This is a genomic window from Hyphomonas sp. J20-32 (genome assembly GCF_055808555.1).
The window spans coordinates 1,747,561-1,767,743 of the sequence record NZ_CM147873.1; the positions used below are offsets into that span (position 1 = coordinate 1,747,561).

29 protein-coding genes and 2 pseudogenes are annotated in these 20,183 nt (G+C 60.1%); 30 read left to right on the forward strand and 1 reads right to left on the reverse strand.

Features of this window, described 5'->3' with window-relative positions; genetic code table 11:
• The first annotated feature begins 40 nt into the window (after positions 1 to 40).
• Entirely contained in the window at positions 41 to 1,231 is a 1,191-nt protein-coding gene (gene tuf / locus AC0L7I_RS08635; RefSeq protein WP_473396042.1) for an elongation factor Tu, read from the forward strand.
• Positions 1,232 to 1,351: 120 nt separating this feature from the next.
• Here tuf and AC0L7I_RS08640 read toward each other — a convergent pair whose 3' ends face one another.
• Positions 1,352 to 2,812 carry an MFS transporter gene (locus tag AC0L7I_RS08640; RefSeq protein WP_473396043.1) on the reverse strand — a complete coding sequence of 487 codons (1,461 nt, stop codon included), beginning with the start codon at positions 2,810 to 2,812 and terminating at the stop codon, positions 1,352 to 1,354.
• A 445-nt stretch (positions 2,813 to 3,257) separates the two neighbouring features.
• Between AC0L7I_RS08640 and rpsJ the strand changes: the two genes are divergently transcribed.
• The 29 genes and pseudogenes from rpsJ (at position 3,258) to AC0L7I_RS08785 (ending at position 20,125) form a co-directional block, all read left to right on the forward strand.
• Positions 3,258 to 3,578 (forward strand): 30S ribosomal protein S10, encoded by a 321-nt coding sequence (rpsJ, locus tag AC0L7I_RS08645; RefSeq protein WP_034738419.1) that lies wholly within the window; start codon positions 3,258 to 3,260, stop codon positions 3,576 to 3,578.
• On the forward strand, positions 3,578 to 4,339 hold the full coding sequence (rplC, locus tag AC0L7I_RS08650) for a 50S ribosomal protein L3 (RefSeq protein ID WP_473396044.1): 762 nt from the start codon (positions 3,578 to 3,580) through the stop codon (positions 4,337 to 4,339). Before rpsJ ends, rplC begins: the two co-directional genes overlap by 1 nt.
• Positions 4,339 to 5,001, forward strand: coding sequence for a 50S ribosomal protein L4 (gene rplD / locus AC0L7I_RS08655; RefSeq protein ID WP_473396045.1), 663 nt, complete (start codon positions 4,339 to 4,341; stop codon positions 4,999 to 5,001). The genes rplC and rplD overlap by 1 nt, the downstream gene beginning before the upstream one ends.
• A 2-nt stretch (positions 5,002 to 5,003) precedes the next feature.
• The gene (locus tag AC0L7I_RS08660; protein ID WP_473396046.1) at positions 5,004 to 5,303 is read left to right on the forward strand and encodes a 50S ribosomal protein L23; all 300 of its coding nucleotides are present in this window, start codon (positions 5,004 to 5,006) and stop codon (positions 5,301 to 5,303) included.
• A 16-nt stretch (positions 5,304 to 5,319) separates the two neighbouring features.
• Positions 5,320 to 6,150, forward strand: coding sequence for a 50S ribosomal protein L2 (gene rplB, locus AC0L7I_RS08665; protein WP_473396047.1), 831 nt, complete (start codon positions 5,320 to 5,322; stop codon positions 6,148 to 6,150).
• A gap of 14 nt (positions 6,151 to 6,164) precedes the next feature.
• On the forward strand, positions 6,165 to 6,443 hold the full coding sequence (gene rpsS, locus AC0L7I_RS08670; protein ID WP_335593428.1) for a 30S ribosomal protein S19: 279 nt from the start codon (positions 6,165 to 6,167) through the stop codon (positions 6,441 to 6,443).
• 2 nt (positions 6,444 to 6,445) lie between these two features.
• Positions 6,446 to 6,835 carry a 50S ribosomal protein L22 gene (rplV, locus tag AC0L7I_RS08675; RefSeq protein WP_473396048.1) on the forward strand — a complete coding sequence of 130 codons (390 nt, stop codon included), beginning with the start codon at positions 6,446 to 6,448 and terminating at the stop codon, positions 6,833 to 6,835.
• On the forward strand, positions 6,835 to 7,572 hold the full coding sequence (gene rpsC / locus AC0L7I_RS08680; RefSeq protein ID WP_473396049.1) for a 30S ribosomal protein S3: 738 nt from the start codon (positions 6,835 to 6,837) through the stop codon (positions 7,570 to 7,572). The genes rplV and rpsC overlap by 1 nt, the downstream gene beginning before the upstream one ends.
• A 3-nt stretch (positions 7,573 to 7,575) precedes the next feature.
• On the forward strand, positions 7,576 to 7,992 hold the full coding sequence (gene rplP / locus AC0L7I_RS08685) for a 50S ribosomal protein L16 (RefSeq protein WP_473396050.1): 417 nt from the start codon (positions 7,576 to 7,578) through the stop codon (positions 7,990 to 7,992).
• Positions 7,993 to 7,994: 2 nt separating this feature from the next.
• Positions 7,995 to 8,195: a 50S ribosomal protein L29 gene (gene rpmC, locus AC0L7I_RS08690; protein WP_373005465.1), complete on the forward strand. Its 201-nt coding sequence runs from the start codon at positions 7,995 to 7,997 to the stop codon at positions 8,193 to 8,195.
• A gap of 10 nt (positions 8,196 to 8,205) precedes the next feature.
• Entirely contained in the window at positions 8,206 to 8,451 is a 246-nt protein-coding gene (gene rpsQ / locus AC0L7I_RS08695) for a 30S ribosomal protein S17 (RefSeq protein ID WP_373005467.1), read from the forward strand.
• On the forward strand, positions 8,448 to 8,816 hold the full coding sequence (rplN, locus tag AC0L7I_RS08700; RefSeq protein ID WP_034738431.1) for a 50S ribosomal protein L14: 369 nt from the start codon (positions 8,448 to 8,450) through the stop codon (positions 8,814 to 8,816). Before rpsQ ends, rplN begins: the two co-directional genes overlap by 4 nt.
• A 2-nt stretch (positions 8,817 to 8,818) precedes the next feature.
• Complete coding sequence (gene rplX / locus AC0L7I_RS08705; RefSeq protein ID WP_373005469.1) at positions 8,819 to 9,136, forward strand: 50S ribosomal protein L24; 318 nt, start codon at positions 8,819 to 8,821, stop codon at positions 9,134 to 9,136.
• Entirely contained in the window at positions 9,129 to 9,683 is a 555-nt protein-coding gene (rplE, locus tag AC0L7I_RS08710) for a 50S ribosomal protein L5 (RefSeq protein WP_473396051.1), read from the forward strand. Before rplX ends, rplE begins: the two co-directional genes overlap by 8 nt.
• Positions 9,684 to 9,702: 19 nt before the next feature.
• Complete coding sequence (gene rpsN, locus AC0L7I_RS08715) at positions 9,703 to 10,008, forward strand: 30S ribosomal protein S14 (protein WP_473396052.1); 306 nt, start codon at positions 9,703 to 9,705, stop codon at positions 10,006 to 10,008.
• A gap of 14 nt (positions 10,009 to 10,022) precedes the next feature.
• Positions 10,023 to 10,418: a 30S ribosomal protein S8 gene (rpsH, locus tag AC0L7I_RS08720; RefSeq protein WP_373005475.1), complete on the forward strand. Its 396-nt coding sequence runs from the start codon at positions 10,023 to 10,025 to the stop codon at positions 10,416 to 10,418.
• A gap of 10 nt (positions 10,419 to 10,428) precedes the next feature.
• Positions 10,429 to 11,040 carry a 50S ribosomal protein L6 gene (rplF, locus tag AC0L7I_RS08725; RefSeq protein WP_473396053.1) on the forward strand — a complete coding sequence of 204 codons (612 nt, stop codon included), beginning with the start codon at positions 10,429 to 10,431 and terminating at the stop codon, positions 11,038 to 11,040.
• 4 nt (positions 11,041 to 11,044) lie between these two features.
• Positions 11,045 to 11,408 (forward strand): annotated as a pseudogene (gene rplR, locus AC0L7I_RS08730) (50S ribosomal protein L18).
• An 11-nt stretch (positions 11,409 to 11,419) separates the two neighbouring features.
• Positions 11,420 to 11,998 (forward strand): 30S ribosomal protein S5, encoded by a 579-nt coding sequence (gene rpsE / locus AC0L7I_RS08735; protein WP_045694790.1) that lies wholly within the window; start codon positions 11,420 to 11,422, stop codon positions 11,996 to 11,998.
• A 13-nt stretch (positions 11,999 to 12,011) separates the two neighbouring features.
• Positions 12,012 to 12,197: a 50S ribosomal protein L30 gene (gene rpmD / locus AC0L7I_RS08740; protein ID WP_373005483.1), complete on the forward strand. Its 186-nt coding sequence runs from the start codon at positions 12,012 to 12,014 to the stop codon at positions 12,195 to 12,197.
• 57 nt (positions 12,198 to 12,254) lie between these two features.
• Positions 12,255 to 12,734 (forward strand): 50S ribosomal protein L15, encoded by a 480-nt coding sequence (gene rplO / locus AC0L7I_RS08745; RefSeq protein WP_473396054.1) that lies wholly within the window; start codon positions 12,255 to 12,257, stop codon positions 12,732 to 12,734.
• A gap of 89 nt (positions 12,735 to 12,823) precedes the next feature.
• Positions 12,824 to 14,171: pseudogene (secY, locus tag AC0L7I_RS08750) on the forward strand (preprotein translocase subunit SecY).
• Complete coding sequence (locus tag AC0L7I_RS08755; protein WP_473396055.1) at positions 14,168 to 14,737, forward strand: adenylate kinase; 570 nt, start codon at positions 14,168 to 14,170, stop codon at positions 14,735 to 14,737. Before secY ends, AC0L7I_RS08755 begins: the two are co-directional and overlap by 4 nt.
• Positions 14,738 to 14,883: 146 nt before the next feature.
• A complete protein-coding gene (gene rpsM / locus AC0L7I_RS08760; RefSeq protein WP_473396056.1) occupies positions 14,884 to 15,252 on the forward strand; it encodes a 30S ribosomal protein S13 in 369 nt (122 codons plus the stop codon).
• Positions 15,253 to 15,264: 12 nt separating this feature from the next.
• Positions 15,265 to 15,657 carry a 30S ribosomal protein S11 gene (gene rpsK / locus AC0L7I_RS08765; protein WP_340692205.1) on the forward strand — a complete coding sequence of 131 codons (393 nt, stop codon included), beginning with the start codon at positions 15,265 to 15,267 and terminating at the stop codon, positions 15,655 to 15,657.
• 58 nt (positions 15,658 to 15,715) lie between these two features.
• Positions 15,716 to 16,759, forward strand: coding sequence for a DNA-directed RNA polymerase subunit alpha (locus AC0L7I_RS08770; RefSeq protein ID WP_473396057.1), 1,044 nt, complete (start codon positions 15,716 to 15,718; stop codon positions 16,757 to 16,759).
• Positions 16,760 to 16,810: 51 nt separating this feature from the next.
• On the forward strand, positions 16,811 to 17,233 hold the full coding sequence (gene rplQ / locus AC0L7I_RS08775; RefSeq protein ID WP_473396058.1) for a 50S ribosomal protein L17: 423 nt from the start codon (positions 16,811 to 16,813) through the stop codon (positions 17,231 to 17,233).
• A gap of 359 nt (positions 17,234 to 17,592) precedes the next feature.
• Positions 17,593 to 18,804 (forward strand): RtcB family protein, encoded by a 1,212-nt coding sequence (locus tag AC0L7I_RS08780; RefSeq protein ID WP_473396059.1) that lies wholly within the window; start codon positions 17,593 to 17,595, stop codon positions 18,802 to 18,804.
• Positions 18,805 to 19,060: 256 nt separating this feature from the next.
• Positions 19,061 to 20,125 (forward strand): hypothetical protein, encoded by a 1,065-nt coding sequence (locus AC0L7I_RS08785; protein ID WP_473396060.1) that lies wholly within the window; start codon positions 19,061 to 19,063, stop codon positions 20,123 to 20,125.
• Positions 20,126 to 20,183: the final 58 nt, after the last annotated feature.

Here is a 20,183-nt window from a genome sequence, read left to right on the forward strand (position 1 = left end):
GCAATCCGGTCTTTTGAAGTTAGAATGAAGGAGAGGCCCGATGGGCAAGGCAAAGTTTGAACGCAACAAGCCGCACGTGAACATCGGCACGATTGGACACGTTGACCATGGCAAGACGACGCTGACGGCGGCGATTTCGATGGTTCTTGCGGAAGCATCCGGCGGCGAAGCCAAGTCGTATGCCGACATTGACTCTGCGCCCGAAGAAAAGGCGCGCGGCATCACGATCAACACGGCGCACGTCGAGTATGAGACGGCCAACCGTCACTATGCCCACGTCGACTGCCCCGGCCACGCTGACTATGTGAAGAACATGATCACGGGCGCCGCGCAGATGGACGGCGCGATCCTGGTTGTGAACGCGGCTGACGGCCCGATGCCGCAGACGCGCGAGCACATCCTGCTGGCCAAGCAGGTCGGCGTGCCGGCCATGGTTGTCTTCCTGAACAAGGTCGACCAGGTCGACGATGCCGAGCTTCTGGAACTGGTCGAGATGGAAGTGCGTGAACTTCTCTCCTCGTACGACTTCCCGGGCGACGACATTCCGATCATCGCGGGCTCCGCGCTGGCCGCTGTCGAAGGCCGCAATCCTGAAATCGGCCGGGACAAGGTTCTCGAGCTGATGCAGGCTGTGGACGACTATATCCCGACACCGGAGCGTCCGCTGGACAAGCCGTTCCTGATGCCGGTCGAAGACGTGTTCTCGATCTCGGGCCGCGGTACGGTTGTGACCGGCCGGGTTGAGCAGGGCATCATCAAGGTTGGCGAGGAAATCGAGATTGTCGGCATCCGCCCGACCGTCAAGACGACCTGTACCGGCGTTGAAATGTTCCGCAAGCTGCTCGACCAGGGCCAGGCCGGCGACAACATTGGCGCGCTGCTTCGCGGCGTCGACCGTGAAGGCGTCGAGCGCGGCCAGGTTCTCTGCAAGCCCGGTTCGATCACGCCGCACACGACGTTCGAAGCCGAAGCCTACATCCTGACGAAGGAAGAGGGTGGCCGTCACACGCCGTTCTTCACCAATTACCGTCCGCAGTTCTACTTCCGCACGACCGACGTGACGGGCGTGGTGACGCTGCCGGCCGACAAGGAAATGGTGCTTCCGGGCGACAATGTGAAAATGGATGTCGAGCTGATCCAGCCGATCGCCATGGACCAGGGCCTGCGCTTCGCCATCCGTGAAGGCGGCCGTACCGTCGGCGCCGGCGTCGTCTCCGCCATCAAGAAATAAGAACGGGATCCCGTTCTGACGGCAAAGGCCGCTTCCGCAAGGAAGCGGCCTTTTTCGTTACGCCAGCGCCCGGGTCGGCGGGTGTTTCGAGTCTGGCAAATGCGTGGAATGAGGGGTGGATCAGGCCGAGTCGGCCGATTGCGGGGGCGCTTCTGTGCGTCGGCGATCTGCGAGCTGCTGGAGATTGTCTTCATGGTCGCCGCGTTCGATGCGGTAATAGGCGACGGCGATGATCATGCATGTCCATAGCAGGAGAAGCGTCGGAGCATAGCTTGCGCCGAGCCGCCACAGGGTTTCCGGCGGGACTTCGCCCACGGCAGCGCCTTGCGGGAAGGATACGAACGATAGGATCAGCCCGGCCGAAAACGCACCCAGGCCCTGGGTCGCCTTTCGGGTGAAAGTGACAGCGGCGAAGAACACACCTTCCGAGCGTCGGCCAGTCTTGAGCTCGCTCTGTTCCACAAGGTCTGCGATCATCGAATAGAGTACGGCCTGGAGCGCGATAATCAGGGCAACGTCGATCGTGTTGATCGTGGCGACAATGGGATAGAGAAGCGGGTCGCCATTGGCGGGCATCAGGCCGATGAGGCGCAGGATGACCGGCGCAGGGGCCATCGTGAAGGCAATGATTCCGAGCCAGATGACCCCGCGCTTCTTGCCGAACCGCTTTACGATCCTGGGTGCGACGAGCAGGCCGATCAGCGCCGAGAGGAAAACAAGCAAGGTCCACAGGAATATTTGTTCGCTCGAGAAGCCCCAGAAATAGGTCAACATGAGGAAAGCGAGCGCGGCGGACAGGCCGGAGGCGACCGCGCCGAACAGAGTGGCGATGAACAGAGCGAAGAAGGATGGGTCCCCCAGCGTTTCGAAGACTTCCTTGAAAATTGGGCCCAGACCGATCTTGCGACGCGGCGGCGGTGCGTGAAAATGCTTGATCTGTGGATGCGTACCGAGGGCGGAAATCATGATGGCGAGGAAAATCAGGATCGAGGAGATGATGCCATAGGTGGCATAACCATCCCGGTTGAGGGTTCCGACCGGGTATTTTTCCGTGGCCACCAAAAGCACGCCGAACATGAGAACGCTCATGAGGTTGCCGCCCGTCCAGCCAAAATAGAGGCGCCAGGCCTGGAGCTTGGTGCGTTCGTCATAGTCCTGCGAGAGTTCGGGCATCAGCGACGAACTGGGCGTTTCATAGAATGTGATGAACGTGCGGATCAGGATGGCAAGCAGGAGCAGGTACCAGAACATCTGTCCGTCGCTGAGGGCAGGTGGGTTCCAGAGCAGGAAGTAGCTGACAGATACCGGAATGGCCGCCGCATACATGAAGGGGTGCCGGCGCCCCCAGCGTGATCGCCAATTGTCTGACAAATATCCGACGACCGGGTCACTGATAGCATCGACCACGAGCGCGATGAATATGGCGAGGCCGACCAGGCCGGGCTCGACGCCAACGACCGTGCCGTAGAAGAGAAGCAGGAAATAGCCGAAGCCGGCGTCTTTCACGCCATAGGCCACAGAGCCAAATCCATAAGCGATCCGGGTAGGCAATGATGTACGGTGCGTCGTTGCAGGGTTCATCGTGCCGCCACTCTATTCAGGTCTGGGCGGGTGTCATCCTTAATCGGCCTGGCTTGGCGCGGGGTAAACCTTGGGTGTACGTGGAGGGGCAGGGCTTGGCGCTCCCCGGTGAGGTCGCGAGCGCTTTCCGCCTGCTTGGTCATTTCCTGTCCGGTGGTCCGGCTTTCGCCGCGCGTGAGGCGGGCCATCGGAGCAGGGGGCATGGGTGTTCTTGGGCATGATCTCGACCTATTTTGCTGCGCTGCAGGTATGGCCTGCTAAATCCCCGTTTCGCCTGTTGACGCCGGTGATTCCTTCCCATAGAAGCACCAATTCGCCGGGAAGGCTGCGCTTGGATTAGCGAACGCTCCCTCGAAACTGACAATTTAACCTACCCACGCCCGGGCGCTCGATGCTGACGAGCCATCGCCCTGGGCTTAAGTGTTTTGTGTGGACGGACGAGACGATGGAACGACAGAATATCCGGATCAGGCTCAAAGCCTTCGATCACCGCGCGCTCGACATGTCGGCGAAAGAGATCGTGAACACGGCCAAGCGCACGGGCGCGGAAGTGAAGGGACCCATCCCGCTTCCAACCCGTATCGAGCGTTTCACCGTGAACCGTTCGCCGCACGTCGACAAGAAGTCGCGCGAGCAATTCGAGATTCGCACCCATAAGCGCATCCTCGACATCGTGGACCCGACCCCGCAAACAGTCGACGCGCTGATGAAGCTCGACCTGTCCTCGGGCGTTGGTATTGAAATCAAGCTTGAGGGAGCACGCTAATGGCGCTTCCAGCCCCCCGTTCAGGCGTGCTGGCCCGCAAACTGGGCATGACGCGCATATTTGATGAAGACGGTCGCCACGTTCCCGTGACGGTCCTGTCGCTCGACGGTTGCCAGGTTGTTGGCGTGCGCACGGAAGACGAGCGCGCTGTCACCACCAAGAAGGGCGGCGAAGTCACCCGCACCGACGGCTACAAGGCTGTCATCCTGGGTGCTGGCGAAAAGAAAGCCAAGCGCACGAACAAGGCCCTGCGCGGCCAGTTCGCCAAGGCCGGCGTCGCGCCGAAAGCCAAGCTGAAAGAATTCCGCGTGTCGGGCGACCTGCCTGAGGTTGGCGCTGAAGTGGTCGCTGACCATTTCGTCCCCGGCCAGAAGGTTGACGTGTCCAGCTACGCCATCGGTAAGGGGTTTGCTGGTGCCATGAAGCGCTGGAACTTCGGCGGCATGCGCGCCACGCACGGCGTGTCGATTTCGCACCGCGCCCATGGTTCGACCGGTATGAACCAGGATCCGGGCCGCGTGTTCAAGAACAAGAAGATGGCCGGCCACCTCGGTACCGACCGTATCACCACCCAGAACCTGACGGTTGTGCGCACCGACGTTGAGCGCGGCCTGATCCTCGTGAAGGGTGCCGTGTCCGGTCATGACGGTTCGTTCGTGGAAATCCGTGATGCCGTGAAAAAGGCCCTGCCAAAGGATGCGCCGAAAGCCGGTTCGTTCAAGTCGGCAGGTGCGCCAGCCCAGACAGAGGGTGCTGAATAATGGAACTCGCAGTCAAAACCCTCGCCGGCAAAGCCGCTGGCAAGATCACGCTCGACGACGCGATCTTCGGTATCGAGGACATCCGCAAGGACCTCCTCCACCGTACGGTCCGCTGGCAGTTGGCCAAGCGCCAGGCTGGCACGCACAAGACCCAGACCCGGTCGGAGGTGTCGGTCACGACCAAGAAGTTCATCCGCCAGAAGGGTTCGGGCGGCGCACGTCACGGCTCGCGCAACGCCCCGATCTTTGTTGGTGGTGGTGTCGCTCACGGACCGCGTGTTCGCAGCCATGCGCATGACCTTCCCAAGAAGGTCCGCAAGCTGGCGCTGGCTCACGCGTTGTCCTCGAAAGTGGTTGCGCAATCGTTCCTGGTGATCGATGCGGCGACCCTGAAGGAAGCCAAGACCAAGGACCTGGCGGCTCACTTCGCTGGCCTCGGCATCGAGAACGCCCTGATCATTTCGGGCGTCACGGTTGACGAAAATTTCGCCAAGGCCGCACGCAACATTCCAAACGTGGATGTGCTGCCGGTCGCCGGCCTGAACGTGTACGATATCCTGCGCCGCAAGACGCTCGTCATCACCAAGGAAGCAGCTGAAGGCATTCAGGCTCGCTTCGACGGCACGCTGGCTCAACCCGCAATCGCAGCAGAGGCTGAATAGTCATGGCTGATCCGAAGCAACATCATTACGACGTCATCCGTCGCCCGATCATCACCGAGAAATCGACGTTGGTCGCCGAAGAGAACAAGATCGTTTTTGAAGTGTCCATGGACTCTGACAAGAAGACCATCAAGGAGGCCGTCGAGGCCCTGTTCAAGGTTGAGGTCACCAAGGTCAACACGCTGCTCCAGAAGGGCAAGACGAAGCGTTTCAAAGGTCATCTTGGTCGTCGCAACGACACCAAGAAGGCCATTGTCACGCTCGCCGAAGGCCAATCTGTCGATATTTCGACAGGTCTGTAGGGGAAGGACGTAGAAAATGGCACTCAAGACATTCAACCCAACTTCCCCCGGCCGTCGCCAGCTCGTGCTGGTCGACCGTTCGGACCTGCACAAGGGCAAGCCCGTCAAGGCGCTGACCGAAGGCCTGTCCAAGAAAGGTGGCCGCAACAACCGCGGTCGTATTACTGCACGCCGTATCGGTGGCGGCGCCAAGAAGCTGTACCGCAAGGTCGACTTCAAGCGTAACCGCTGGGACATCCCGGCTGTTGTCGAGCGGCTGGAATATGACCCGAACCGTACGGCATTCATCGCGCTGATCAAATATGAAGACGGCCTTCTGTCTTACATCATCGCGCCACAGCGCCTTGAAGTCGGCGACACGGTTGTCACGTCGAAAACGGCCGACATAAAGCCGGGTAACACGCTGCCGCTGAAGAGCATCCCGGTCGGAACGATCATCCACAATATCGAGCTGAAGCCTGAAAAGGGCGCGCAGATGATCCGCTCGGCTGGCACGTATGCCCAGCTGGTCGGCCGTGACGGTGGTTATGCCCAGATCAAGCTGACCTCCGGCGAGCTTCGCATGGTGCTCGACACCTGCCTGGCAACGATCGGCGCCGTGTCGAACCCGGACAACATGAACCAGGTCCTGTCCAAGGCTGGCCGCAAGCGTCACATGGGCAAGCGCCCGTCTGTTCGCGGCGTGGTCATGAACCCGGTCGATCACCCGCACGGTGGTGGTGAAGGCAAGTCGTCCGGCGGTCGTCACCCGGTGACGCCGTGGGGCAAGAAAACCCGCGGTCCGAAGACCCGTACCAACAAAGCGACGGATCGCCTGATCATCCGCCGCCGTAACGCGAAACGCTAGAGGAGCCGCGAGACATGTCACGTTCTGTCTGGAAAGGCCCATTTGTTGACGGCTATCTGCTGAAGAAAGCCGAAGAGGCGCGCGCCTCCGAGAAGCGCTCGGTCATCAAGACCTGGTCGCGCCGTTCGACAATCCTGCCTAATTTCATCGGCCTGAACTTCCAGGTCCATAACGGTAACAAGTTCATCCCGGTCACGGTCTCGGAAGAGATGGTCGGCCACAAGTTTGGCGAGTTCGCTCCGACCCGTACGTTCTACGGTCACGGCGCCGACAAGAAAGCGAAGCGGAAGTAGTCATGGGTAAGACGAAGAATCCTCCGAAGCAGGCTGCCAACGAATCGCGCGCCGTCCTGCGCATGTACCGTTCGAGCCCGCAAAAGCTGAACCTGCTGGCCCAGCAGATCCGCGGCCTGCCGGTTGAGCGTGCGCTTGCCGAGCTTCAGTTTTCGCCGAAGCGTCCTGCCAAGGACGTTCGCAAACTGCTGCAGAGCGCGATCGCCAACGCAGAGAACAATCACGGTCTCGACATCGACAGCCTTGTCGTTGCTGAAGCCCACGTCGGCAAGAACATGGTGATGAAGCGTATCCGGGCCCGTGCCCGTGGCCGCGCAGCCCGTGTCCTGAAGCCATTTGCGCAAGTTACCATTGTCCTTCGTGACACAAGCATGGAAGCGGAGGCCGCCTGATGGGTCAGAAAGTTAATCCGATCGGTTTTCGTCTCGGTATCAACCGGACAGCTGACAGCCGCTGGTATGCAGACAGTGCCGATTTCGGTCGCCTGCTGCATGAGGACCTTGCGATCCGCAAGGCGATCCGCGCCAAGCTGAAGCAGGCCGGCATCTCGAAAATCATCATCGAGCGTCCGCACAAGAAGTGCCTGATCACGATCCACACGGCCCGTCCGGGCCTGGTGATCGGCAAGAAGGGTGGCGACATCGAAGTCCTGCGCAAGGAACTCGGCAAGATGACCAGCGATGAGGTTCGCGTGAACCTCGTGGAAATCCGCAAGCCGGAAATCGACGCCACGCTGATCGCTGACGATATTGCACGCCAGCTTGAGCGCCGGGCCTCGTTCCGCCGCACGATGAAGCGTTCGATCCAGTCGGCCATGCGCCTCGGTGCCCAGGGTATCCGTATCATGGTTGCCGGTCGTCTTGGCGGTGCTGAAATTGCTCGGACTGAGCAGTATGCAGAAGGCTCCGTGCCGCTGCACACGCTGCGCGCCGACATCGACTATGGCACGGCTGAAGCGTCGACCACTTACGAAATCATCGGCATCAAGGTCTGGGTCTACAAGGGCGAGATCATGGAGCATGATCCAATGGCTCAGGACAAGCGCCTCGAGACGTCGGGCCAGTCACGTGCCCGTGCCAACACCAATCAACGCGGACCGGCTACCGGTGCGCAAGCCTCCGGAGCGTAAGAGATGCGTCAACCGAAGCGTACCAAGTTCAGGAAGGCCTTCAAGGGCCGGATCAATGGCAAGCCGAAAGGCGGCTTCACGCTGGCTTTCGGCGAGTTCGGCCTCAAGGCGCTCGAACCTGAGCGCGTGACCGCGCGCCAGATCGAAGCCACTCGCCGAGCCGTTACGCGCTATATGAAGCGTCAGGGCAAAGTGTGGATCCGCGTATTCCCGGATGTGCCTGTGTCGGCCAAGCCGATCGAAGTCCGGATGGGTAAAGGCAAGGGTAGTGTCGACCGCTGGGTCGCGCGCGTCTCGCCGGGCCGCATCATGTTCGAGATCGACGGTGTGCCGGAAGATATCGCTCGCGAAGCCCTGCGCCTTGGCGCAGCCAAGCTTCCGATCAAGACAAAAGTCGTCAAGCGGATTGAGGGGATCTGATCATGAAAGCCTCTGATGTGAGAACAAAAAGCGCCGACCAGCTCAAGGACGAGCTGATCAAGCTGAAGAAAGAACAGTTCAACCTGCGTTTCCAGTCGGCCACCGGCCAGCTCGAAAAAACTGCCCGTGCCAAGGAAGTTCGCCGCGACATCGCTCGCGTCAAGACGATCCTTCGCGAAAAGGCCGTGGCAGGTAAGGCCTAGGAGAGAGAACATGCCTAAACGTATTATGGAAGGTGTCGTTGTCTCGACGAAGCAGGACAAGACAGCCATCGTTCGCGTCGAGCGTACCTTCACCCACCCGGTGATGAAAAAGATCGTTCGCCGCTCGAAGAAGTATCACGCCCACGACGAAGGCAATGCCGCTGTCGAAGGCCAGATTGTGACCATCCAGGAATGCCCGCCGCATTCCAAGCTGAAGCGTTGGGAACTCGTTTCCGGCGAAGGGAGTGACGCATGATCCAGATGCAGAGTAACCTCCGGGTCGCCGACAATTCGGGCGCGCGCCGGGTCCAGTGCATCAAGGTGCTGGGTGGTGCTGGTCGCCGGTACGCTTCTGTGGGCGACGTCATTGTCGTGTCCATCAAGGAAGCCATCCCGACCGGCCGCGTGAAGAAAGGTGACGTCCGCAAGGCCGTCGTCGTTCGCGTCGCCAAGGACATCAATCGTGCAGACGGTTCGACCATCCGGTTCGACTCCAATGCTGCCGTGCTCATCAACAATAATGGTGAGCCAATCGGAACCCGCGTTTTTGGTCCGGTGCCGCGTGAACTTCGCGGCAAGAACCAGGTCAAGATCGCCAATATGGCGCCGGAGGTTTTGTAGTCATGGCTGCGAAGATCAAAAAAGGTGACACGGTCATCGTGCTCGCGGGACGCGACAAAGGGTCGAAAGGCGAGGTGCTTAAAGTACTCGTTGACGAACACCGTGTTGTCGTTCGCGGCGTGAATGTCGTGAAGCGTCACCAGAAGCCAACACAAATGGACCCGGGTGGCATCAAGAATTTTGAAGCCACGATCCACGTGTCCAATGTTGCACACGCTGACCCGCGCGACGGCAAGCCCGTCCGCGTCGGCTTCAAGACAGACGAGCATGGCCGCAAGACGCGGTTTGCCAAGCGTTCAGGGGAATCCATCGATGTCTAAGGCATACGAACCCCGTCTCAAGACGAAATACCGCGATGAGATCCGGGGCAAACTGCAAGAGCAGTTCAGCTACACGAACCCTATGCAGGTTCCGAAACTCGACAAGGTCGTGATCAACATGGGTGTGGGCGAAGCCGTCTCCGACTCCAAGAAGATCAAGTCGGCCCTGGCCGAACTGGAACGCATCGCGGGCCAGAAGCCTGTGGCCACCGCGGCCCGCAAATCCATCGCCGGCTTCAAGCTGCGCGAAGGCATGCTGATCGGTTGCAAGGTGACCCTGCGCCGGGACCGCATGTTCGAGTTCCTCGACCGCCTGACCAACATTGCGCTTCCGCGCGTGAAGGACTTCCGTGGTCTGAACGGCAAGAGCTTCGACGGCATGGGCAACTTTGCCATGGGCCTCAAAGAACACATCGTTTTCCCGGAGATCGCTTACGATCAGGTGGAAGAGATTCGCGGTATGGACATCATCGTCTGCACCACCGCCTCAACCAACGAAGAAGCCAAGGCACTGCTCGCCGAATGTGGCTTCCCGTTCCGGAACTAGCGCCAGGAGATCTGCTGACATGGCAAAGAAGAGCGCAATCGAGAAGAACAACCGGCGTCAGAAGCTTGTTGCCCGCTATGCGGACAAGCGCGCTGAGCTGAAGGCCATCGCGATGGACGAGAACCTGTCTCTTGAGGAGCGCTTCAAGGCGCGTCTCAAGCTGTCAGAGCTTCCTCGGAACTCCGCGCCGAGCCGTGTTCGCAATCGCTGCGAGGTTACCGGGCGTCCGCGCGGTTACTATCGTAAACTCAAGATGTCGCGGATTGCGCTCAGGGACCTCGGTTCCACGGGCATGATCCCCGGTCTCGTGAAATCCAGCTGGTAGGGAGGAAGAGCTAAATGAACCTTTCTGATCCCCTCGGTGATATGCTGACCCGCATCCGGAACGCCCAGATGCGCGGCATGTCGAAAGTTGTAACCCCGGCGTCGAAAATCCGCGCCCGCGTCCTGGATGTCCTCATCAATGAGGGTTACATCCGCGACTATGCGGAAGTGGAAAAAGACGGCCACAAGAACCTCGAAATCGAGCTCAAGTATTACGAAGGCCAGCCGGTCATTTCGGAGATCAAGCGTATCTCCAAGCCGGGTCGCCGCGTGTACTCTTCGGTCTCTGACATTCCGCTCGTGCGCAATGGTCTTGGCATTTCCATCCTGTCGACTTCGCAGGGTGTCATGTCGGACAATGCCGCACGGACGAAAAATGTCGGTGGCGAAGTGCTCTGTCGGGTATTCTAGGAGAGCGCTGATGTCACGTATTGGAAAACTCGCAATCCCGGTCCCGAATGGCACGACGGTTTCCGTCAATGGCCAGACGATCTCGGCAAAAGGCCCAAAGGGCGAAATGACGTTCACCGTCGCAGAAGTGATCACGCCGAAGTTCGAGAATAACGAACTTACCGTGATGCCACGTGCTGACCTGGTGAAGGCCGCCGAGGACAAGATCGCAGCCGAAAAGGCTCGCGGTCGTCGTCTGCCAACCTTCGCCGAGGCGCTCGATTCGACAGCCCGCACTCAGTGGGGCACCGCTCGTGCCCGCGCCGCCAACATGGTGCAGGGTGTTTCGGAAGGCTTCACCAAGTCGCTTGAACTGGTCGGCGTGGGTTACCGCGCGCAGATGCAGGGCAATGACGTGAAGCTGGCACTCGGTTTCTCGCACGATGTGATCTACAAGGCGCCGCAAGGCATCTCGCTCGCCTCGTCGAAGCCAACCGAAGTCGTCATCACGGGCGCCGACAAGCAGGCCGTTGGTCAGGTCGCCGCTGAAATCCGCAAGTATCGTCCGCCTGAGCCATATAAAGGCAAAGGTATCCGTTACGTTGGCGAATATGTCCGCCGCAAGGAAGGCAAGAAGAAGTAAGCCAATGAAAAGTTCACGCGAAAAAATGCAGCGCCGCGCTCAGCGGGTCCGCACGAAGCTTCCGCAAGGTCGCCGAAGGGCGCCCGCGCCTGTCGGTTGCGCGCAGCCACAAGAACATTTCTGCCCAGATCATCGACGACGAAAAGGGCGTAACGCTCGCTTCGGCCTCGACGCTGGAAAAGGATGTCCTGGGCAAGTCCAAGACCGGCGCTGATTCTGCTGCTGCCGCCCTTGTTGGCAAGGCGCTCGCCGAGCGCGCCAAGAAGGCGGGTGTCGAGGACGTCGTGTTTGATCGCGGCGGCTATATGTTCCACGGCCGGGTGAAAGCCCTGGCAGACGCCGCCCGTGAGGGCGGCCTCAAATTCTAGGGAGAAGCCAAATGGCTGAAGAAAGAGGACGAGGCCGCCGTCGCGATCGTGAGGAAGAAGTTTCCGAGATCGTCGACAAGCTGGTTGGCATCAACCGTGTCGCCAAGACGGTGAAGGGCGGCAAGAATTTCGGTTTCGCCGCGCTCGTCGTGGTCGGTGACCAGAAGGGCCGCGCAGGCTTCGGAAAGGGCAAGGCCCGCGAAGTGCCTGAGGCGATCCGCAAGGCAACCGAAGAAGCCAAGCGCAACATGGTGCGCGTGCCGCTTCGCGAAGGCCGCACGCTTCACCATGACGGCAAGGGCCGTCACGGTGCTGGTAAGGTCGTGCTTCGCGCAGCGCCTCCGGGAACGGGCGTTATCGCCGGTGGCCCGATGCGCGCTGTTATGGAAGTGCTCGGCGTCCAGGACGTTGTCGGCAAGTCGATCGGTTCGTCGAACCCGTACAACATGGTTCGTGCCACGTTCGATGCTCTCAAAGAACAAGCCAGCCCGCGGTCTGTCGCTTCCAAGCGCGGCCTCAAGGTTCAGGATGTTGTCGGTCGTCGTACCGACGGTGCATCCGAAGCCGGCATGGCTGATATCGTAAGCTAGAAGGACAGGCGACATGGCGAAGAAAATGCTCACCGTCCGTCAAACGGGCAGCCCGATCGGTCGCGATCCCAGCCAGCGCCAGACGCTGATGGGGCTTGGCCTTAACAAGGTTGGCCGTACGAAGGAACTCGAAGATACTGCGCCTGTGCGTGGTATGATCCGCAAAGTGGCCCACTTGGTCGAGGTGGTCAGCGAGTAGCGCGTCGAGCGCAAACTGGCAGCCGCCTCTCAGAATAGATTATCGGAAGATAAAGCGATGAAACTCAACGATCTGTCCCCAGCTGAGGGCTCCACCAAGAACCGCATGCGCGTTGGTCGCGGTGTCGGCTCGGGCAAAGGCAAGACAGCCGGTCGCGGCGTCAAGGGCCAGAAGGCACGTTCCGGCGTTGCCGTGAACGGTTTCGAAGGCGGCCAGATGCCGATCTATATGCGTCTGCCAAAGCGCGGCTTCACGGCCCGCAACTCGAAATCGCACGCTTGGGTCAATCTCGGCCGCCTTGCCAAGGCGATCGAAGACGGCAAACTGGACGCCAAGAACGTTACCGAGGACACGTTGATGGCAGCGGGCCTGGTCAACAAGCTGGGCGACGGCGTGCGCCTGCTTGCCAAGGGCGACGCTCCCAAAAAGGTCAATATTACAGTGACCGGCGCCTCGAAAGCGGCCATTGAAGCAATCGAGAAGGCGGGCGGAAAAGTCACTTTGACTGGTCCCAAGAAAGACACAGCTGAAGTTTAATCAGCGGTTTTTTTCCGACACCCCTTCACAAACACTGTTTCGCCGCCGATTTTGGCGGCGAACGCTTTTTCAGGGAGGCTGAACGGCCGATGGCGAATGCTGCAGAACAAATGGCTCGCAACGTCAATTTTGCGAGCTTCGGGAAAGCCAAGGACCTCCAGAGCCGGATCCTGTTCACGCTGGCGATCCTTGTCCTGTACCGGCTAGGCACGTTCATCCCGATTCCGGGCCTCGACCCGTCGCAATATGCGAGCCTGTTCGCCAGCCAGTCCAGCGGCATCCTGGGGTCAATGAACCTGTTTGCTGGCGGTGCCGTCGAGCGGATGGGCATCTTTGCCCTGAACGTGATGCCGTATATCACCGCGTCGATCATCATCCAGATGATGACGTCTGCGTCCCCCACGCTTGAAAAACTCAAGAAAGAGGGCGAATCGGGCCGCAAGCAGATCAACCAGTACACCCGCTACCTGACGCTCGCGTTCGCACTGGTTCAGTCGTTCGCCATTGCTGGCGGGCTGTCTTCGGTCCGCATTGAGGGTATCGCGCCCTGGTTCTTCATCCTGACCGGCGTCGTGACGCTGACCGGCGGCACCATGCTGCTGATGTGGATGGGTGAGCAGATCACCGCTCGCGGCATCGGTAACGGCATCTCGCTGATCATCTTTGCGGGCATCGTGGCGGAACTGCCGCGCGCGATCTTCAACCTAATTACGCAGGCGCGTACGACCTCGGTGAACATTGTCTTCGTGATCGCCATCGCCGCCATGGTCATCGCGCTGGTCATGTTCATTGTGTTCATGGAGCGCTCGCAGCGCCGATTGCTGATCCAGTATCCCAAGCGCCAGCAATCGCACGGATTCGCGCAAGGCCAGCGCAGCTTCCTGCCGCTCAAGCTCAACACGTCGGGTGTTATCCCGCCAATCTTCGCCTCGGCCCTGCTGATGCTGCCAATGACAGCGATCGGTTTCCTCGGCGGCAACGTGGCGGATGGCGGCGGCAGCGGCATGCTCGGCTTCCTGGCGACTCACTTCTCGCCGGGCTCTTGGACCTACATCATCACGCAGGCGATCCTGATTGCCTTCTTCTGCTTCTTCTACACATCGATCATGTTCAATCCGGAAGAGACCGCAGACAACCTGCGCAAGTATGGTGGGTTCATTCCCGGCATCCGTCCGGGGTCGAACACGGCAGCCTATATCGACTATGTCCTTACGCGCCTGACCACGATCGGTGCCCTCTATCTGGTCTTCGTCTGCATTCTTCCCGAGCTCCTGCGTCGTTATTTCCCAGAGATCCCATTTTACATAGGTGGGACATCTCTACTCATTGTGGTTTCTGTAACAATGGATACGGTCACGCAGAATTCAGTCGCATTTGATCGCGCACCAATATGAAGGCATGATCAAGAAGTCGAAGCTCGGGGGCCGTAAGAAATGAACCTGATACTATTCGGGCCGCCTGCGGCCGGGAAAGGTACACAAGCCAAACGCCTGGTGGAGGAGCGCGGGTTCGTCCAGCTGTCCACGGGCGACATGTTGCGCGCTGCGCGGGCCTCGGGCTCTGAGCTCGGCCAGCGCGTTGCCAAGATCATGGACGAAGGCGGCCTCGTATCCGACGAGATCGTTATTGCCCTGATCGACGAGCAGCTGGAAGTTCAGGCCGGTGCGCCCGGCTTTATTTTCGACGGATTTCCCCGCACGGTCGGCCAGGCCGAGGCGCTGGATACGTTGCTGGAATCGCGCGGCAGCGCGGTGGACCGGGTCATTCGTCTTTTGGTCGATGACGACAAGCTGCTGACGCGCGTGACCAAGCGGTTCGAGGAGCAGGGCCGGAAGGACGACAATCCGGAAACTTTCTCGCGCCGGCTTGAGAAATATTACGAAGATACAGCGCCCTTGCTGCCGATCTACGCCGAGCGTGGCGTACTGGTGGAAATCGACGGAATGGGCGGAATTGACACGGTCGCGTCCGAAATTGACACGGCCCTGAAACAGACCGCTTAAAGCTGGGATTCCGCTGTTGACGCGGGAATTTGGAGGGCTATAAGCCTCTTCTCTTAGCTTAAGGCTTAATCGCCAGTGCGCGACGGGGCGGGATCCGCCCCCTTGCGCTCTTTATGTTTGAAACAGTCGCTTCAGGAGTAACGGCTTTGGCCCGTATTGCAGGCGTTAACATCCCGACCAACAAGCGCGTGGAAATCGCGCTGCGTTATATTCACGGCATTGGTCCGGCCATGGCACGCGAAATCATTGAAAAAGTGGGTATCGATCCCACGCGCCGCGTCGCGGAACTGTCCGACGCTGAAGTCATTGGCATTCGTGAAACGATTGATGCCGGCTATTTGGTCGAAGGCGACCTCCGCCGCGACACGTCGATGAACATCAAGCGCCTGATGGACCTGGGTTGCTACCGTGGCCTCCGCCACCGTCGCAAGCTGCCTGTCCGCGGCCAGCGCACCCACACCAATGCCCGTACCCGCAAGGGCCCGGCCAAGCCGATCGCCGGCAAGAAGAAATAGGATCAGACCGACATGGCCCGCGATACAACAACACGAGTCCGCCGCAGAGAGCGCAAGAACATTACGACCGGTATTGTTCATGTAAACTCGAGCTTCAACAACACGATGGTGACGATCACCGACGCGCAGGGAAATGCGATTTCCTGGTCGTCTTCAGGTGTCGTGGGCTTCAAGGGCTCGCGCAAGTCGACGCCTTATGCTGCGCAGATGGCTGCTGAAGACGCTGCGAAGAAAGCCCAGGAGCATGGCCTCCAGACGGTTGAAGTGAACGTGCGTGGACCGGGTTCGGGTCGCGAGAGCGCCCTGCGTGCCCTCCAGGCCGTCGGCCTGACGGTGACGTCGATCAATGACACGACGCCGATCCCGCACAATGGATGCCGCCCGCCGAAGCGTCGCCGCGTCTAATTAAACCATATCCTGCGGCGCACTTTGCGCCGCTTGCCGCTTTCAAGGAAAGTCGCCCATGGCTGACAAAGAACTTATCTCCGTCAACGACCGCAACTGGAAAGAACTGATCCGCCCGAACCGTCCTGTGGTTCAGGCCGGGTACGATACCAAGCGGAAAGCAAAGCTGGTCATCGAGCCACTTGAGCGTGGCTACGGCACGACGCTCGGCAACGCGCTGCGCCGCGTGCTCCTGTCTTCGCTTCAGGGCGCAGCCATCATCGGCGTGCAGATCGACGGCGTGGTTCATGAGTTCTCGGCAATCCCTGGTGTTCGCGAGGACGTTACCACGATCGTGCTGAACCTGAAGCAGGTCGCCATCTTCATGGAATCCGATACGCCCAAGCGCATGGTGCTGAAGGCGAAAGGTCCGGGAGAGGTCAAGGCCGGCCAGATCGAAACGCCAGCCGACAGCAAGATCCTGAACCCTGACCATGTCATCTGTACCCTCGATGAAGGCGCAGAAGTTCGCATGGAATTCACGGTTGCAACTGGCAAGGGCTATGTGCCTGCCGATGCGCACCGTCCCGAAGATGCCCCAATCGGCTATATTCCGATTGACGCAATCTACAGCCCTGTCCGCCGTGTCGCCTACCTGGTCGAAGACACGCGCGAAGGCACCGTGCTGGATTATGACAAGCTGACGCTCGACATCGATACAGATGGATCTGTCACGCCGGAAGATGCTGTCGCCTACGCGGCCCGTATCCTTCAGGACCAGCTCCAGCTGTTCATCAATTTCGAAGAGCCGACCCTCGAAGTCGGACAGCAGCAGGAAGAAACCGACCTCGGCTTCAATCCCGTCCTCCTCAAGAAGGTCGACGAGCTGGAACTGTCCGTGCGTTCGGCAAACTGCCTGAAGAACGACAATATCGTCTATATCGGCGACCTCATCCAGAAATCCGAAGCAGAGATGCTGCGCACGCCGAACTTCGGCCGCAAGTCGCTGAACGAGATCAAGGAAGTCCTCGCCGGCATGGGCCTGCACCTCGGCATGGAAGTGCCGGACTGGCCGCCGGAAGATATTGAAGGCCTTGCCAAGAAGTACGACGACCACCTATAGGACCCGATCAATCTGATTACGGGGGCCTGATCACCTCCAGAGGACACGACAATGCGCCACGGACTAGCCCACCGCAAACTGAACAAGACGACGTCGCACCGCAAGGCGATGTTCGCGAACATGGCGGCAAGCCTGATCACGCACGAGCAGATCATGACGACCCTGCCTAAAGCCAAGGAAATGGCGCCGATCATGGACAAGCTTATCACGCTTGCCAAGAAGGGTGACCTTGCAGCGCGCCGTCAGGCCATCGCGAAAGTCCGCGACGAAGACGCTGTCCGCAAGCTTTTCGACGTGATGGGCGACCGTTACAAGGATCGCAATGGCGGTTACACGCGCGTGATGAAAGCGGGCTTCCGTCCGGGCGACAATGCCCCCGTTGCCGTGCTCGAACTGGTCGACCGTGACGAAAGCGCCAAAGGCGCCGCCGACAAGGCCCGTCACCAGGCTGAACTGGACGCAATGGACGACTAGTCCAAAAAAGTTTGCCAGGAAATTCAAGGGCCTCGGGCGTTTTCGCCCGGGGCCTTTTCGTTTTTGGGTTGACGCTTCCCTGAGCTTCCATCATACGGCGCGTCCATTCAGCAACGGAGACGCCGATGAAACGGTCGTACCCAAATCAACCAGGGACAGATTTTGTCGCGCGCAATCTGCGCGGCGAGTGCGTTCGCATGGAGGATGCTGGATAGGGCTGAATGTCAGCCCGCAGACCGGGAAACCGGTCTTTGTCCGCCCTCCGCGCTATTCGCCCGGAGGGTTTTTTGTTTCTTTCACCCAAAGGGAACCGCGGAGGGCTTATGAGGAGGAGTTTGGACGTCCCAGACTTTAGAACGATGAGCCAATTTGAAGTATTCGAAACCAGCGCTGGTGGGCGCATCAAAGCCTGGGTGAAAGGCGTTCCGGTTGAAGACGGCGCGCGGCGTCAGCTCGAGAATGTAGCCGGGTTGCCGTTCATTCACTCGCACCTGGCGGTGATGCCCGACGTGCACTTTGGGCGCGGCGCCACGGTCGGCTCGGTGATTCCGACCAGGGGGGCGATCATTCCTGCAGCGGTCGGTGTCGACATTGGTTGCGGCATGATGGCGGTGAGCACCAGCCTGACGGCGAGCGATCTTCCGGACAGTCTGTCCGCAATTCGCAGTGAGATCGAGCGCAAGGTGCCAGTCGGCAATGGTCGCGGTGGCAGCCACAAGGAGACTCCTGCGCGGTCGGCGACTGCCTTGCGCGCGTCCGGTCTCGGGGATCGCCTCGACTTGATCCTGAAGAAGCACAAGCGAATTCAGCGTACGGCCTTTGCCAAACAGCTGGGAACGCTCGGCGGCGGGAACCATTTCATCGAGCTTTGCCTCGATGAGGCGGATCGCGTCTGGGTGATGCTTCACTCCGGGTCGCGTGGGACGGGGAACATCCTCGGCACGTATTTCATCCGGGAGGCCCGCGAGGCGCTGGAGAAACGCGTGCTCGGCTACCATGTGCCGGACAAGGATCTCGCCTTCTTTGTGGAAGGAGAGGCATTGTTCGACGACTATACAGCCGCCGTCGGTTGGGCGCAGGATTATGCGCGCCTGAACCGTGAAGTCATGATGGATCGTGTACTGTTTGCCTTGCGTGAAATGCTTCCGCCTTTCACGCTCGGAAAGCAGGCGGTGAACTGCCACCACAACTATGTGGAGCGGGAGCACCATTTCGGTGCGGATATCTGGGTGACCCGTAAGGGTGCGGTACGCGCCGGAGACGGAGATCTAGGTATCATTCCAGGGTCAATGGGGGCGAAATCCTTCATTGTCCGCGGGAAAGGAAATGCTGAATCGTTCTGCTCGTGCTCGCACGGCGCAGGGCGGGCAATGTCCCGAACCGAAGCCAAGCGTCGGTTCACGCTCGACGATCACATCGCTGCCACCGCAGCGGTGGAGTGCCGGAAAGATGCTGGCGTCATTGACGAAACGCCGATGGCCTACAAGGACATCGACGCAGTCATGGCGGCGCAATTCGATCTGATTGAAGTGGTCCACACTTTGCGTCAGGTGGTTTGCGTCAAGGGTTGACAGCCATCCTTGTGCGGCTTTATACGCTGCCCCTCGCTACCGGGCCATCCGTTCAAGGACGGCCCGGCAGCTCCAACCGGAAGAGATTTGAGATGAAGCTGAGTTGTAAAAACCCGACCAGCTCCTCGCCATTGCGGGGAGCGCTGCCAGCGTCCCCCGTGCATTTGCCGGTGGGCGCCTGACATCGCATTGAAACCTTGATTCCGCTGCCGCTGAAACTCTGTTTTGGCGACTGCGAAGTGAAAGGAGGTGGATCATGGGCACGCCCATGACCCTGCTGCATGTGCGTCCGAAAGGGCATGCAGTTCAGACGCCGCTGCTCGGTTTCCTGGCCGGGCCGCATGCCGATATCATCGCCAGGGCATGGCCCGCACCTCATAGCGGGTTCCTGACGCTGCCGACAGCGCGCCGTCACGCAGCAGCGATCCTGCTGGCAAATGCGGAAGGCCTTCGCGGTACGGATATTGTCCGTGCCGTGGAGCGCGGCCGCGACCGCGACGTTGCACGCTTACTGGTCAACAGTGAGCCTCCGGGCGGCCTGATGAAGGCGATGGGGCGGCTCGGTGAAGTCTTGTGGGCCGCAAGCGATTATGCCCGGTTCCTCGGACTTTTCGCCGAGGAGGAAGCGGGGCGCGTGCTGCGCCACATGAAGGTCATCGCCGCCGACAGGCTCGCCCTGATCGGGGCGTTGCCGGCGCCGTTGCGCCGGGCCGGAATCATCGCCAACCTGCCCGTCCGTGCCGTGGCGGTGGAGGAACTGGCAGACGCTTACCGCCTCGCCCTGCGCATTCATGGTGCTGGCGAGGCCGCGGCGATCGCCCAGCGGTGGGACCGGGCCGGCAAGATGCTGACCTTGTTCGACATGGCCGCTGAAGCACTCCAGCCGGTTCGGTTCGGGCAAGTCATGCCTGTGCCGCGTCTTCCGGAGGTGTTCAAGCCGGTCACGGACAGCAAGACGCTGGTCAATGTGGCGCTTGAATTCCGCAACTGCCTGCGGGATTTCACCGGCGACCTCGCTGCCGGGCGCATGGCCGTTTTCACTGTTCATGAGGGCAGCGAAATGGTGGCCCTGGCCCTGCGGCAGGACCCGGCTGGTTGGCGTCTCGCCGAGGCGAAAGGCCGCCAGAATGCCGATGTCTCGGACCAGTTGCTTCGCCGCATCGTATCCGTCCTTGACCAGGCCGGTGTGCGTACTGGCGAATCCACATGGGTCCTGGCCCGTCGCCTGCACGAGCATGCGTGCGAGGATTGCGGCCCAGCCCATGTGGGATCGCGCGAAACATGGCGAGACCGGCTCGTGCTGGGGTCGCTGTGGGACTGAGGCGTCTGACTGAAAGCCCCTTCTCCTTTGGGAGGAGGGGTTTTTTTTACGCGGAAAC